This window comes from Rheinheimera sp. B2H12, assembly GCF_059620065.1.
Genome location: NZ_CM184363.1, coordinates 386,208 through 401,393 on the forward strand (window position 1 = coordinate 386,208; position 15,186 = coordinate 401,393).

Consider the following 15,186-nt stretch of genomic DNA (forward strand, 5'->3'; position numbering starts at 1 on the left):
CTTTTTATCTGCCGCAGCCTATGCTGCTGGCCGGCATGGGTTAAATTGCGACTGTTACTACAGGTGAAGCCTGATGCCGATCGAAAATTCTGCCATCAAGGAGGTGAGGTTTGTGGGTCGCCATCGCAGTAACATAGAGGTCGTTTGCCAGCATAGATAAAGCAGTTCCTACTTTATTAGACTGCTGCGCCATGTCCATGGCGGCATCCCCGTCTTTGTACTCCAGATTATCTGTAGCTCCACCTCTTAATAACAAGGCAGGTTTATCCACCAGAGCACGGGTAATGGCGCTGCGTTGCTGTTGTCCTACTTCGATCTGATATTTGCCACTGGTCGGCATCTTCAATAATCCCTGCAGAGATCCTAGATTAGATTTAGCGCAGCCGGAAGAGCTGGCTTGTTCGATAGCAATAGCAAAATTGATGCCACGTAAGGTGTATGTTTTCATTTCATCAGTGGCAAAAACCCTGGCGATGTCCTTGGGATTCAGAATGGTTTGTTTCATGGCTGTCTCTTATGTCTGATAAGGTTTAGCGCACCTGAACTTGTTAAAGTCTTAATTACAGCTATGAGGCTGATTTTGCGTTCAGCAAGTGCAACTCAGTAGACTGACGCAAAAGGCAACTGCGGTAGCACTTTGCCATTGACGCATGATTAACTGGCAAAAAGCAGCTGTACGGCTGGACAGGCGATTAATTGTATAAATCAGCTTATTGAAGCAAATTGTATTCCAATATTTAATCTATTGATTTATCGAAGTTAAAGGGCAACGCCTAGAACTGGTATTGCTATTTCGTCCGATTCCGGACGGATTTTCCGGAATCGGACGTTCAAGCTGTTATTACAAAGAGTGATGGATCTGCAGATCCACCACTCTTTATATAGTCAGGACGGATCCAGCGTTGTAGGGGTAAAACTGCGTATCGGACCTTCTGCAAGGTCGGATCGGCCAGCAATACTGCTCAGAAGTGCCATTCCTGCTGATTAATTCAGCAAAAAAGCGTGTTTTGTGCAAAATATGTCCGAACGATCATCTTTCTGTCAAAAAGATCTTGTGGTCTGTTTGGAAGTCTCTATAATGCGCCTCATCGACAGCGACGACGGATTCGAAAACGAAAAAGTCAAACGCCAAAGATTCTGAAAGTGGTTGAATATCAACGGCTTTCGTCGTTAAGTAAAACGACACGCTCTTTAACAATTAGCAATCAATCATCTGTGTGGGCACTCGATTCATGAGATTCGCAAAACGAATTAACTGAGTATGAGTGACCAGATAGTAAAATATTTAGTCAGTAATACTGAGCAGCTACTTAGGTAGCGAAAAAACTTTTAATTGAAGAGTTTGATCATGGCTCAGATTGAACGCTGGCGGCAGGCCTAACACATGCAAGTCGAGCGGGGTTTTCGGACCTAGCGGCGGACGGGTGAGTAATGCGTAGGAAGCTACCCGACAGAGGGGGATACCAGTTGGAAACGACTGTTAATACCGCATAATGTCTACGGACCAAAGTGTGGGACCTTCGGGCCACATGCTGTCGGATGCGCCTACGTGGGATTAGCTAGTTGGTGAGGTAATGGCTCACCAAGGCGACGATCCCTAGCTGGTTTGAGAGGATGATCAGCCACACTGGAACTGAGACACGGTCCAGACTCCTACGGGAGGCAGCAGTGGGGAATATTGGACAATGGGCGCAAGCCTGATCCAGCCATGCCGCGTGTGTGAAGAAGGCCTTCGGGTTGTAAAGCACTTTCAGCGAGGAGGAAGGGTTGGTCGTTAATAGCGGCTAACTTTGACGTTACTCGCAGAAGAAGCACCGGCTAACTCTGTGCCAGCAGCCGCGGTAATACAGAGGGTGCAAGCGTTAATCGGAATTACTGGGCGTAAAGCGCACGCAGGCGGTTGGTTAAGTCAGATGTGAAAGCCCCGGGCTCAACCTGGGAATTGCATTTGAAACTGGCCAACTAGAGTACGTGAGAGGGGGGTAGAATTCCAAGTGTAGCGGTGAAATGCGTAGAGATTTGGAGGAATACCAGTGGCGAAGGCGGCCCCCTGGCACGATACTGACGCTCAGGTGCGAAAGCGTGGGGAGCAAACAGGATTAGATACCCTGGTAGTCCACGCCGTAAACGATGTCTACTAGCTGTTCGTGGTCTTGTACTGTGAGTAGCGCAGCTAACGCACTAAGTAGACCGCCTGGGGAGTACGGTCGCAAGATTAAAACTCAAATGAATTGACGGGGGCCCGCACAAGCGGTGGAGCATGTGGTTTAATTCGACGCAACGCGAAGAACCTTACCTACTCTTGACATCTAGCGAAGATTGTAGAGATACGATTGTGCCTTCGGGAACGCTAAGACAGGTGCTGCATGGCTGTCGTCAGCTCGTGTTGTGAAATGTTGGGTTAAGTCCCGCAACGAGCGCAACCCTTATCCTTAGTTGCCAGCACGTAATGGTGGGAACTCTAGGGAGACTGCCGGTGATAAACCGGAGGAAGGTGGGGACGACGTCAAGTCATCATGGCCCTTACGAGTAGGGCTACACACGTGCTACAATGGTACGTACAGAGGGAGGCAAGCTGGCGACAGTGAGCGGATCTCTTAAAGCGTATCGTAGTCCGGATCGCAGTCTGCAACTCGACTGCGTGAAGTCGGAATCGCTAGTAATCGCAAATCAGAATGTTGCGGTGAATACGTTCCCGGGCCTTGTACACACCGCCCGTCACACCATGGGAGTGGGTTGCAAAAGAAGTAGGTAGCTTAACCTTCGGGAGGGCGCTTACCACTTTGTGATTCATGACTGGGGTGAAGTCGTAACAAGGTAACCCTAGGGGAACCTGGGGTTGGATCACCTCCTTACCTATAGCGAACTGATGTTTCGAAGTGTCCACACAGATGATTGATTGTAACGTAGAGCAAACAGTAAGAACCATTGCGGTTACGGCTGGTCTGTAGCTCAGGTGGTTAGAGCGCACCCCTGATAAGGGTGAGGTCGGTAGTTCGAGTCTACTCAGACCAACCAAATTTCGCTTTATGCTTCGTTACTTTAAACCTCACATACAAATGTATGCTTCGGTTCAAAGTGCCTCGCCTAAAACGAAATTACCATTAAATCCGAAAGGATTTAACGCGAGTGGTTTGCTTTTAGACGAGCTGACTTTGTGAGATGAGGAAGGAGTGTACTGATGTACATGACTGACGATGCGAGCAAACAAAAGCGAAGTATAAAAGTAAAGAACGAAGCGATAAATGGGGTTATAGCTCAGCTGGGAGAGCGCCTGCCTTGCACGCAGGAGGTCAGCGGTTCGATCCCGCTTAACTCCACCATTCTTAAGAAATGAAATTACTGTTTGAAAACTCAAAGACAAACTCTCTGGTTAGAGACTTTATCTTTGAGCTTTATGCTCAACGCTCTTTAACAATTAGGCAAGCTGATAGTAGTAAAAATAAAGGTCAACAATTTTATTGTGAACCTTAAGCACAAACTTACGATTTCCAAGACAATTTGGGGTTGTATGGTTAAGTGACTAAGCGTACACGGTGGATGCCTTGGCAGTCAGAGGCGATGAAGGACGTGCTAACCTGCGAAAAGCTGTGAGAAGTCGGTAAGAGACGTTAGACTCACAGATGTCCGAATGGGGAAACCCACCAGATTTATCTGGTATCGTATGATGAATACATAGTCATACGAGGCGAACCGGGAGAACTGAAACATCTAAGTACCCCGAGGAAAAGAAATCAACCGAGATCCCCTTAGTAGCGGCGAGCGAAAGGGGGCTAGCCCTTAAGTTGGTGAAGAATTAGTGGAAGGCTCTGGAAAGTGCCGCGATACAGGGTGATAGCCCCGTACACGAAAAGTCTTCATCAGTGAAAACGAGTAGGACGGGACACGAGACATCCTGTTTGAATATGGGGGGACCATCCTCCAAGGCTAAATACTCCTGACTGACCGATAGTGAACCAGTACCGTGAGGGAAAGGCGAAAAGAACCCCTGTTAGGGGAGTGAAATAGAACCTGAAACCGTGTACGTACAAGCAGTGGGAGCCCCTTCGTGGGGTGACTGCGTACCTTTTGTATAATGGGTCAGCGACTTACATTCTGTAGCGAGGTTAACCGAATAGGGGAGCCGTAGGGAAACCGAGTCTTAACTGGGCGAATAGTTGCAGGGTGTAGACCCGAAACCGGGCGATCTACCCATGAGCAGGTTGAAGGTTGGGTAACACTAACTGGAGGACCGAACCCACTAATGTTGAAAAATTAGGGGATGACTTGTGGGTCGGAGTGAAAGGCTAATCAAGCTCGGAGATATCTGGTTCTCCTCGAAAGCTATTTAGGTAGCGCCTCGAGCGAATACCATTGGGGGTAGAGCACTGTTAAGGCTAGGGGGTCATCCCGACTTACCAACCCTTTGCAAACTCCGAATACCAATGAGTACTACTCGGGAGACACACGACGGGTGCTAACGTCCGCCGTGAAAAGGGAAACAACCCAGACCACCAGCTAAGGTCCCAAAGTCATGGTTAAGTGGAAAACGATGTGGAAAGGCATAGACAGCTAGGAGGTTGGCTTAGAAGCAGCCACCCTTTAAAGAAAGCGTAATAGCTCACTAGTCGAGTCGGTCTGCGCGGAAGATGTAACGGGGCTAAACCATGCACCGAAGCTGTGGACTTGCACTATGTGCAAGTGGTAGAGGAGCGTTCTGTAAGCCGTAGAAGGTGTCTTGTGAAGGATGCTGGAGGTATCAGAAGTGCGAATGCTGACATAAGTAACGATAAGGGGAGTGAAAAACTTCCCCGCCGGAAGACCAAGGGTTCCTATCCCATGCTAATCAGGGTAGGGTAAGTCGGCCCCTAAGGCGAGGGCGAAAGCCGTAGTCGATGGGAAACGGGTTAATATTCCCGTACCGACAGTACTGCGATGGGGGGACGGAGAAGGCTAGGCAGGCATGGCGTTGGTAGTCCATGTGAAAGTATGTAGGTTGGGTGTTTAGGAAAATCCGGACGCCTAAGACTGAGATACGAGACGAGCCACTAAGGTGGTGAAGCTGTTGATGCCACGCTTCCAGGAAAAGCCTCTAAGCTTCAGGTACTTGTCGACCGTACTCGAAACCGACACAGGTGGTCAGGTAGAGAATACCAAGGCGCTTGAGAGAACTCTGGTGAAGGAACTAGGCAAAATAGTACCGTAACTTCGGGAGAAGGTACGCTCTTGGGTGTGAAGGACTTGCTCCGTAAGCATCTGAGAGTCGCAGTGACCAGCTGGCTGCAACTGTTTATTAAAAACACAGCACTCTGCAAACTCGAGAGAGGACGTATAGGGTGTGACACCTGCCCGGTGCCGGAAGGTTAATTGATGGGGTTAGCGCAAGCGAAGCTCTTGATCGAAGCCCCGGTAAACGGCGGCCGTAACTATAACGGTCCTAAGGTAGCGAAATTCCTTGTCGGGTAAGTTCCGACCTGCACGAATGGTGTAATGATGGCCAGGCTGTCTCCACCAGAGACTCAGTGAAATTGAAATTGCGGTGAAGATGCCGTATACCCGCGGCTAGACGGAAAGACCCCGTGAACCTTTACTATAGCTTGGCACTGAACATTGACCCTGTATGTGTAGGATAGGTGGGAGGCTTTGAAGTTGTGACGCTAGTCACGATGGAGCCGTCCTTGAAATACCACCCTTGCATGTTTGATGTTCTAACGTGGGCCCCTAATCGGGGTTGCGGACAGTGTCTGGTGGGTAGTTTGACTGGGGCGGTCTCCTCCTAAAGAGTAACGGAGGAGCACGAAGGTTGGCTAAGTACGGTCGGACATCGTACGGTTAGTGCAAAGGCAGAAGCCAGCTTAACTGCGAGACAGACACGTCGAGCAGGTACGAAAGTAGGTCTTAGTGATCCGGTGGTTCTGTATGGAAGGGCCATCGCTCAACGGATAAAAGGTACTCCGGGGATAACAGGCTGATACCGCCCAAGAGTTCATATCGACGGCGGTGTTTGGCACCTCGATGTCGGCTCATCACATCCTGGGGCTGAAGTCGGTCCCAAGGGTATGGCTGTTCGCCATTTAAAGTGGTACGCGAGCTGGGTTTAGAACGTCGTGAGACAGTTCGGTCCCTATCTGCCGTGGGCGTTGGATGATTGATTGGAGTTGTTCCTAGTACGAGAGGACCGGAGTGAACGAACCGCTGGTGTTCGGGTTGTCATGCCAATGGCACTGCCCGGTAGCTACGTTCGGAACGGATAACCGCTGAAAGCATCTAAGCGGGAAGCCGGCCAAGAGATGAGTCATCCCTTGTACCTTGAGTACACATAAGGGTTGTTGGAGACCACAACGTTGATAGGTGAGGTGTGGAAGCGTAGTGATACGTTAAGCTAACTCATACTAATTGCCCGAGAGGCTTAACCATACAACGCCCAAGTTGTTTTGCAGTAAGTGTGCGACTACTATCAAGAGCTACTAAAAATTAGTAATCAAGCTTGTCTAAGTTAAAGAAGCTAAACAGTTTTTGCCTGGTGGCAATAGCGCTGTGGAACCACCTGAATCCATTCCGAACTCAGAAGTGAAACGCAGCTGCGACGATGGTAGTGTGGCAGATGCCATGCGAGAGTAGTACACCGCCAGGCTCCCAATAAATGAAAAAGCCCCAGTCGAAAGACTGGGGCTTTTTTATTTATCGTGATTCTGGCGCTGGAGTACTTGGAGAGTAGTACAGTGAAGCCCGAAACAGACAACGCCAACAATTTGGCGTTGTCCGGGCTGAACGGCCCTGAGCTCTGCGAAGGGCATGAAGGCTCCTCATAAAGCCAAAAAGGCCCAGTCTAACGACTGGGCCTTTTTGCTTTATAGGATCCGGCGGTTTATTGCCCGAGCTTGGCATTCCCATGCGAGGTAGTACAGTGAAATCGGGGTTTCAAAAAGCCAACAATTTGGCTTTTTGCCGATTGAACGCCCTGAGCTCTGCGAAGGGCATGAAGGCTCCCAAACTCGCTAGGCTTTTTTTATTTATACCATTCCATCTTAAAGTCTGTTCAGTACCGCCCAGTTTCTTGAGCACATCTTGCTCACCCGTACTTTATCGCTGATAAAGTCATTCCAGGCATCGCTACAGGCATCCACAATCGCTTCGTAGCTCTCGAAACAACGATTGGCTATGTGGTGTTGACGTAGCCAGCTCCATACTTGCTCTATCGGATTGAGTTCAGGTGAATACGGTGGCAGTTTTAATATCGACAGGTTATGAAAATCATCTGCAATATCATCAGTATGCCAACCCGCGCCATCCATCACGACCACTGCATAGCGGCCCTTGGCTGTTGTGGCTGAAATTTGCGCTAAGTGCATTTTCATCACCTCTTTACTCAGAAAAGGAACTATCAATGCTTCTGTTGCGCCATTGGCCGGGCAGATGGCGCCGAAAAGATGAGCGTATTCAAATTGCTGCTGTTTAACCGCACGTGGCCGAGAGCCTGTGCTAGCCCATAAGCGCGTGGTTGTATTCTGCTGGCCGATACGAGCTTCATCCTGGAACCAGACATCGACATCTTCCAGCCGCACCGTGCCAGGAATGTTAAGGATCGTTTCCAATTGGAAGTTTTATATATGCGTCCTGGACGCCTTGTTGTTGCTTCGGGTGCCGCGAGCGACTGGTTATCCAGCTAAATCCAAGTTGTTTCAGTAACTTATAAATGGCGTTATGGTGATAATGTACACCAAACTCGGCTTTGATATAGTTGAGGATTTTTTCACCGGTCAGCCTGCCACCATGTTCATTCTGGCTTTGGCATGTAATAAAGTCGCCCAATTGTTTTTGCTGCTGGGCAGTCAAAAATGGCGTACGTCCTTTTGCTTTACGTGCTTCTAAACCCTCGAGGCCAGAAGCAAGGTAGTTGCTCACCCAAGTATTCACACTGGTGCGACTGATTTTAAGCTGCTCAGCAACTGATGTACGGTTTTTACATTGAAGAAACAGAGACAGCGCCAGTAAGCGCATACGCTTGCGGGCATTTTTTTCGGCTCGAGAGCGCTTCAGTAAGTCTTCAGGAGTAAGATCCATCATGCGAATGCCGTATTGATGCTAATAGCTCAATTAGAACAAAAAACTAGATGGAATGGTATTACGCATCCTTGAACTCAACCAACTGATTTGTATGGAATTTACCGTAGGTCGAACTTACCACGAAGTGCGAACCAGCGTGAAACGCTGTGGCAGCCCAACGCTTGGTGTCCAACAATCGTGATGGATAAAGATTGCTGTGAGAGGTGTTGGACTGCCGCGTATGTTATTTATCAATGAACAGTTAAACAAATGCATCTTTTACTTCAAACCGCGGATGGCATGCAGTATTGTAGAGCATCCACTGTTGGCGCCATGGCGCAACTTCGTCTGTTGAGAGCAATTGTGATGCCAGATTTCATTGAAATATACGATAACGCCTTAAGTGCTGAGTTATGCCAGCAGTTGATCCATGCTTTTGAGCAGAGTCCGCATCTGAAAGCTGGTCGTACTGGCGGTGGCGTTGACCCGACTAAAAAGATTAGTACTGATTTATATTTAAATGAACATGCTGAATATCAGCCGTTACTGCAACAAATTTTTGCCGTCACTACTCAGTATGCGACTGAGTATTTCCGAAAATATCATTTTGCGCTGATAGCCCCGGTGGCTTTAACGGTATTAGACAGCAACACTGGACAACCGGTGGCACTGACGCATGAAAATTATCCGCAGTATGGCGCTCATAAAGCCGAAGATTTTATGAAAGTTCTGTACCGGCTTGGGCCTATTCAAGCACAAAGATATCAGGCTGGGGTCGGTAATTACAATTACTGGCATTGTGAGGTCTACCCGCAGGCACCGCACAACGAAGCTTTGCACCGTACTTTATTGTTTATGTTTTATCTGAATGACGTGGAACAAGGTGGGCAAACTGAATTTTATTATCAAAACAAATCGATTCGCCCCAAAACAGGCAGGATGGTGATTGCGCCGGCGTATTTCACCCATACCCATCGCGGTTGTGTGCCTGAATCAAATGACAAATACATTCTGACCAGTTGGATCTTATTAAACCGCGCCGAACAGCTTTATGGCGGCTGAAGGCGCTGCGCAGACTAAACTTGTCCAGTGCTGACGACGCTGCCAGCGACAGTTAATATCATTTTCAGATGTGGGATATCGTCTTCCAGATAAGGTTCACTGGCCGCAACAAAACCCATACTTTCATAAAAACGCTGCAGATAGCACTGGGCGGAGATATGAATATCAAGTCCGGGCCAGCCTTGTTTGGCGGTGGCAATTGCCTTAGCGACTAACACCTCGCCTAAGCCTAACCGGCGGGCGGTTTGTGCGACACAAACCCGGCCTACCCCTGGTACGCCGGCGAAACTGACGTCTGGCGGTAAAATGCGGGCATAAGCCAAAATTTTACCGGCTTTTTTCAGCAGGATATGCTTGGTTTGCGGGTGTAAATCTTTATCATCCAGTTCTGGGTAAGGACAGTTTTGTTCGACCACAAACACATCAACCCGCAGCTGTAACATCGCGTATAAAGTGTAAGTATCAAGTTCTTCAAACTGAACTATCTGCCATTCCATCATCAATTAAATCCACACTGCGTGACCGTTGTTTTCCTTACTATACCAGAGCAAAGGTAGTTAAACCTAGTCACCCTTGTTGCTGCACCTCTTCAGAGCAGCCGTTGATGTCTTAAATATGTCCGGATTTTGTCACTGCGCTGACATCTGTAACCGCTTTAATAGCCACGGAAAAAATATAACATCCTATCGGTATTGGAGTAAAAATGCAGAACCATAAACCTTTGGTCGTGGATAACAGTGGTATAGATCCACAAACCAACTTCTCAGCAAACCCGGAGTTTGCCGATATTCTGGCGGCGAATTTACAGCGCCGCAGCTTCTTAAAAGGCAGTTTAGGGACTGCTATTGCGACTATGTTTGCCGGTGGTTTGGCTGGCTGTAATGAAGGTGGTAGCAAAGCGGCCGTGGCCTTGCCGGCGGCAGTGAAACCAGAACCGGCACCTGTGTTGCTTGGTTTTAAACCCATCGCGACTAGTCGGCTGGACGCTGTGGTGGTGCCGGAAGGTTATACTGCCAAAGCCTTTTTACCGATGGGGACACCATTAACTGGTAGTTATCCGGCATATCGCGACGGTGGTAGTAACAGCGGCAGCGAAATGGAACAACAAGTCGGCGCCCACCATGACGGCATGCATTTCTTCCCGCTGGATGCGCGTGGCGAAGCAAAAAACAGTGCTGAAGGTTTATTGGTATTTAACCACGAGTATTGCGAACCTGCGACATTACATCCGAATGGCCCAACGGCAGCACCAAGACCAGCCGATGAAGTGCGTAAAGAAGTGGCTGTGCATGGTGTCACAGTGGCGCATATCAAAAAAGACGGCAATGGTCAGTTCCAGCTGGTGCAGGGGAGTCCGCTGAATCGTCGGATTACCGGTGCGACGCCGATGGAGATTGCAGGGCCGGCCCGTGGTGACAGCAAAATGGTGACCAAATACAGTACAGACGGTACCCGCACTCGCGGTACCCTGAACAACTGTGGTAATGGTTATACCCCTTGGGGCACTTATCTGACCGCAGAGGAAAACTGGGCCGGTTATTTTATGAATAATGATGCCGAGCAACCGCGCGAACATAAACGTTATGGTGTTGGCACTAAAAATGGTCGTTACAGCTGGGAAACTGCAGATTCAGCCGCTGACCAATACCGCCGCTTTGATGCTTCGACCTTAGCCAACAGCGCCGATCGCGATTACCGCAATGAGCCAAACACCTTTGGCTGGATTGTCGAAATTGACCCATTTAACCCCGATAGCGTGCCACAAAAGCGCACTGCCTTAGGTCGCTTTGGTCATGAAGGTGTGGTGTTTGCGCCTGTGGTGGAAGGTCAGCCGGTGGTGTTTTATTCCGGTGACGATTCAACTTTTGAATATATCTATAAATATGTTTCCAAAGCCAACTATTACAAAGCCACAGCCGGTGGTCACCTGCTGAATGAAGGCACTTTGTACGTTGCCAAATTTAATGCCGATGGCAGTGGTGAATGGTTAGCGCTGGATATCAATAACGCCGCTTTTAAAGCGAAAGCGCTGGCAGCCAATGTGACTTTCAGTAGTCAGGCCGATGTCTTGATCAACACCAGGTTGGCGGCTGATGTCGCTGGTGCCACTAAGATGGACAGACCTGAATGGGGTGCAGTGCATCCGCAAACCGGTGAAGTGTATTTCACGCTGACCAACAACACTGGCCGGAAAGAAGCGCAAATTGATAAAGCTAATCCAAGGGCGAACAATGCCACCGGTCATATCATTCGCTGGCGTGAACGTTCACAACCACAAGCCACCAATTTTGACTGGGATATCTTTTTATTAGCGGGTGATGTTGGCACTGAAACGCCAGGCACAGGTTTGAAACTGACTGCCGACAATCATTTAGCCAGCCCGGATGGTTTGGCCTTTGATAAAAATGGCTTGTTGTGGATCCAGACCGATATGAGTGGTAGCCAGCAATCATCAGGTCCATTTGGTAATAACCAGATGTTGGTGGCTGATAGCAAAACCAGACAAATCAAACGTTTCCTGGCTGGTCCTATCGACTGTGAAGTGACAGGTATTAGCTGGACTCCGGATATGAAAACCATGTTCGTCAATATCCAGCACCCTGGTGATCGTTCGACGTTCAGCAAGCTGACCAGTAACTGGCCAGCGACTGACACCATCAGCCGGCCACGCTCGGCGACCGTGATCGTCACTAAAGATGATGGTGGCGTGATCGGCTCTTAAGGCCATTTTGTGTCCGATGCATAAGTTCGCCGGCCGTCAACTTTGTCGCTGACGGCCGTTTTTTTTTGCTAACTGACCCAGGGCTGAATCTGCGGCAGTTTATTTGTTGGCAAAGCTGCGAAAGCGACTTGCCAAGGCTGGCTGGCAGGGGGGCATTTCGGGTATAATTTGGCCAATTCGTCGGCCGCCAGGCCATGTTGTGGTAATAAGTCAGTGCTGACTGATTGAGTAATCTGTGGTCATGATCGTAAAAAAAATTCTGCTTGGAAAATTATTGCTGCTACTGGCGTTGTCGTTGTCGGTATGGCTGAGCTATATCCCCGATCAACCTTATCATCTGCCTACGGCGGAAACAGCGCAGCAGAATTTTCATGTGATTGAATTTAATGATGCCGGTCAGCCCCATTTGCCGGAACAATGGCAAGCGTTACAAGCTAGGATCACTCAGACTTATAGCGGTCCGGCGCCGGAACTATTAATTTTTATCCACGGCTGGCATCACAGTGCCAAGCCTGATGATGAAAACTTTGTCGCTTTTCAGCAGTTTTATCAACAAATGTCGAAGCGTGATCCACAACGCAATTTGCTCGGTTTGTATATCGGCTGGCGTGGCGACAAATTTGATCCGTTATTTCTGGATGGCTCGACTGACGCCAACAGCTCTGTGGAGCCACTTGATTTTCCGACTATTTTTCAACGTAAACGGGTCGCAAAGAAAATTGGCCAGACCGGTTTGTCGCAGTTATTAGATCAGTTGGACCTGTTAGTTGAACAACGCAAGATGCAGCGTTATGTGCTGGTCGGTCACAGCCTTGGTGGCGCCATGGCACTGCATGCCAGTAAAGATCGGGTTAAGCAGGCGATTGAACAGCAAAAAGACAATCCGAATCTGTTTATTTTGCTCAATCCGGCGGTACATGCCAAAGAATACCAGCCATTGGATAGCTTACTCAGTCTGGACCGGCAAAAACCAGGGATGGTGGTGCTGCAATCCAAGGGCGATTTTGCCGTGAAAGAAGCCTTTAATTACCTGAAAGATGGCGAGCGGGCGGTCGGTAACTCCTGGGCCATTACGCATGATATTGACCGTTGCCCAGCCGGCAACTGTCAGACACCATTTAAAATGCCGGCGGCTTTGCTGGAACATGACCAAAAACCTGGTTGTATGATGACATTAGAGCGCACGGGCTGGAAAGTCAGAGCCAGACTGCAAGCCCGCCGCACTGTACAGACCTGTGCAGATGCCAATATGCAAGCGGTTTGGGTGCTGGCGGTCTCGGACGATATTATTAATGGCCATAACGGTATTTTGACTGAAGGTCATGCCGGTGCTTTGTCAGAAATAATGGGGATGATTGATTTGTATCGCAATCAATTACCGGCTGGCCATGTGGCGGAAGCTACAACTGCTACAGCGGCTGACAGTCAAGCCTCGACTACTGCTATTGAAACTGAGACCGTCAGTCGTTTGTCCGGATTGGAACCCGCTGTGGAGCAAGCTACCGAGGTGGTACTGCAGCCTGTGCCAGAAGTAAAGACATCCACACAGAGTGCTGCTGCACCAGCGGTCAACACCCAACCAGTTGCCATCGAACCAGTCGCCACGCAACAATAAACCGACATAACCAGGCCGGCGGTGGCAGGCCTGGTTGACGCTATGATTAGGCTTTACGACGCAGCCAGCCCAGCAGACCCACACCCAGCAGCATTAAAGCGCCCGATGCCGGTGCCGACACTTGTGCCGGACCTTCGAAGTAATAATTTACTTTCAGTCTGGCCCCCGCCATGCTACCGACTTCACTGAGCAAGTTGCCAGAACCGCTGACAGAAGATGTGGCGGTGGCACGCAGGTTGACGTTAAAACTGTCAGATCCTACGAAACTAAACAGATTTGGATTGCCCCAACTGATATCAAACACATTGCTTTGTGATGCACTGATAGTGCCAAAGTCAAAGGTGTTGCCATTGACCTGCGCTGTTCTGCTGTCAGACGCTGTCAGGCTCATATCGTTGCTGTAAGGGTTCGAAATGCTGAAAATAGCCGAAGCCGTCGCGGTCACATCCTGGATATCTCCGGCAGGGTTGGATGCTTTAATGCTGGATTCGATATTGCCAAGTAAATCGAAAGTGACACGGAATAAGTAACCGAGCGAGCTATCGAATTTCGGAAACAGAATGTTGTCTGCCCAATTCGTTCTTTTATTATCGACAGTATAACTGTGAGTAACAAAACCCCGTCCAGAATTGGTGATCACGCTGGCTTGTGCAGTACTGACCAAGAATGCGCTGAGCATAGTGGCCAGTAAAATGGTCTTCTTCATGGAAATTTCCTTTTCATTATTTAGTTATCAATTGATTACGCAACATTCGTAACCTGAATATTGCGGCCAGATCCTAACTGAATAAAAAACAGGCGTTTTTACATTTTGTGCGCAGCGCAGGTGTAAGCAGGAATTGAGGGTAGCCAGAGGGGCCAAAGGTTAATGTCGCAGGATCAGGACGGTGCCACAGACGGTCAGCGCCGCGCCAAGCCAGGCGCCCAGGGCTGGCCGGCGACGATAGACCAACCATAACAGCGGTAGCACCACCACAGGGCTGACCGATGACAGCATGGCGACAATACCGGCATCGCCTTGTTTCAGTGCTTGTAAAATCAGCGTCATGCCAATGCCCATCGACAGCAGGGCATTAAAAGCCACCATCGCTAACACTTTGCCATTCATCGGCAGCACAGTGCGGGCGACGCGAAATCCGAGCCATAACAACAGTAAATGGCAACAGAGTGCGGCCGTCATCCGCACTGCCGATGCCGCGATAGCATCAATATCCGTGCTCATCAGCGGTTTGAGCATCAGCGTGGACACCGCCTGGCAGAATGCCGACAACAACCCAAGCGCAATGCCAATGCCAAGCTGATGGCTATTGGTCTCCCAATGATGTTGTTCCTGTGCCCGCTTGCCAAATAAAATCGCGGTCATCACACCACAGACTAATAAACTGGAGCCCACCAGCGTCCAGCCCCAGATGCTTTCGCCCAGCAACAGATAGGCCAGTACGGCGGAAAATAACGCATGAGTGGCAAATAACACCCCGGCCCGGCGTGGACCTAGCCGGTTCATCGAGGCAAAAAGCGCCGTGTCACCAATCAGAATACCGATGATGCCAGAGAGTAATAAGAGCCATAACCCTGATAGCGGTAGCTGTTGCCATTGCCCGGTATAGAGCGCGACCGACCAGAGTAAGACACTGGCGCAAGCCATCCGCCAGCGGGTAAAGGCAAAAGCGCCGAGGTGGGCGGAAGCCGGAGCAGAAATTAAACTACCCACTGCCCAGCAGCAGGCGGCCGCCAGTGCCATCCATTCAAAACTCACCATAGT

General features: G+C 49.4%; 8 protein-coding genes, 2 tRNA genes and 3 rRNA genes. 8 read left to right on the top strand and 5 right to left on the bottom strand.

Annotated features, from left to right (window positions below; genetic code table 11):
* Positions 1-40 precede the first annotated feature (40 nt).
* A complete protein-coding gene (locus AC53GJ_RS01745; RefSeq protein ID WP_496730811.1) occupies positions 41-505 on the bottom strand; it encodes a hypothetical protein in 465 nt (154 codons plus the stop codon).
* Positions 506-1,330: 825 nt separating this feature from the next.
* On the opposite strand from AC53GJ_RS01745, the gene AC53GJ_RS01750 reads away from it, so the two are divergent.
* From AC53GJ_RS01750 to rrf, 5 genes are all read left to right on the top strand, one after another.
* Positions 1,331-2,855 (top strand): 16S ribosomal RNA (locus AC53GJ_RS01750).
* 86 nt (positions 2,856-2,941) lie between these two features.
* Positions 2,942-3,018 (top strand) — tRNA-Ile (locus AC53GJ_RS01755).
* A 229-nt stretch (positions 3,019-3,247) separates the two neighbouring features.
* Positions 3,248-3,323 (top strand) — tRNA-Ala (locus AC53GJ_RS01760).
* Positions 3,324-3,513: 190 nt separating this feature from the next.
* Positions 3,514-6,396 (top strand): 23S ribosomal RNA (locus AC53GJ_RS01765).
* Positions 6,397-6,498: 102 nt separating this feature from the next.
* A 5S ribosomal RNA gene (gene rrf / locus AC53GJ_RS01770) occupies positions 6,499-6,613 on the top strand.
* The 16S, 23S and 5S rRNA genes sit together here with 2 tRNA genes alongside, the layout of an rRNA operon.
* 394 nt (positions 6,614-7,007) lie before the next feature.
* On the opposite strand, the gene AC53GJ_RS01775 is transcribed toward rrf, so the two are convergent.
* Positions 7,008-8,043 (bottom strand): IS630 family transposase gene (locus AC53GJ_RS01775; protein WP_496732747.1). Its coding sequence is split into 2 segments (ribosomal slippage): positions 7,008-7,584 and positions 7,583-8,043, totalling 1,038 coding nucleotides; the frame shifts between segments, so codons are not numbered across the junction.
* A gap of 348 nt (positions 8,044-8,391) precedes the next feature.
* On the opposite strand from AC53GJ_RS01775, the gene AC53GJ_RS01780 reads away from it, so the two are divergent.
* Positions 8,392-9,087 carry a 2OG-Fe(II) oxygenase gene (locus AC53GJ_RS01780; protein WP_496730812.1) on the top strand — a complete coding sequence of 232 codons (696 nt, stop codon included), beginning with the start codon at positions 8,392-8,394 and terminating at the stop codon, positions 9,085-9,087.
* Positions 9,088-9,101: 14 nt separating this feature from the next.
* Here AC53GJ_RS01780 and AC53GJ_RS01785 read toward each other — a convergent pair whose 3' ends face one another.
* On the bottom strand, positions 9,102-9,587 hold the full coding sequence (locus tag AC53GJ_RS01785; protein ID WP_496730813.1) for a GNAT family N-acetyltransferase: 486 nt from the start codon (positions 9,585-9,587) through the stop codon (positions 9,102-9,104).
* A gap of 203 nt (positions 9,588-9,790) precedes the next feature.
* Between AC53GJ_RS01785 and AC53GJ_RS01790 the strand changes: the two genes are divergently transcribed.
* Positions 9,791-11,809 carry a PhoX family protein gene (locus AC53GJ_RS01790; protein ID WP_496730814.1) on the top strand — a complete coding sequence of 673 codons (2,019 nt, stop codon included), beginning with the start codon at positions 9,791-9,793 and terminating at the stop codon, positions 11,807-11,809.
* Between the two features lie 241 nt (positions 11,810-12,050).
* Positions 12,051-13,424, top strand: a complete 1,374-nt coding sequence (locus AC53GJ_RS01795) for a lipase family protein (protein ID WP_496732750.1) — start codon at positions 12,051-12,053, stop codon at positions 13,422-13,424.
* Positions 13,425-13,470: 46 nt separating this feature from the next.
* Here AC53GJ_RS01795 and AC53GJ_RS01800 read toward each other — a convergent pair whose 3' ends face one another.
* Positions 13,471-14,130 (bottom strand): choice-of-anchor E domain-containing protein, encoded by a 660-nt coding sequence (locus tag AC53GJ_RS01800; RefSeq protein ID WP_496730816.1) that lies wholly within the window; start codon positions 14,128-14,130, stop codon positions 13,471-13,473.
* Positions 14,131-14,289: 159 nt separating this feature from the next.
* Positions 14,290-15,183: a DMT family transporter gene (locus tag AC53GJ_RS01805; RefSeq protein ID WP_496730817.1), complete on the bottom strand. Its 894-nt coding sequence runs from the start codon at positions 15,181-15,183 to the stop codon at positions 14,290-14,292.
* Positions 15,184-15,186 lie beyond the last annotated feature (3 nt).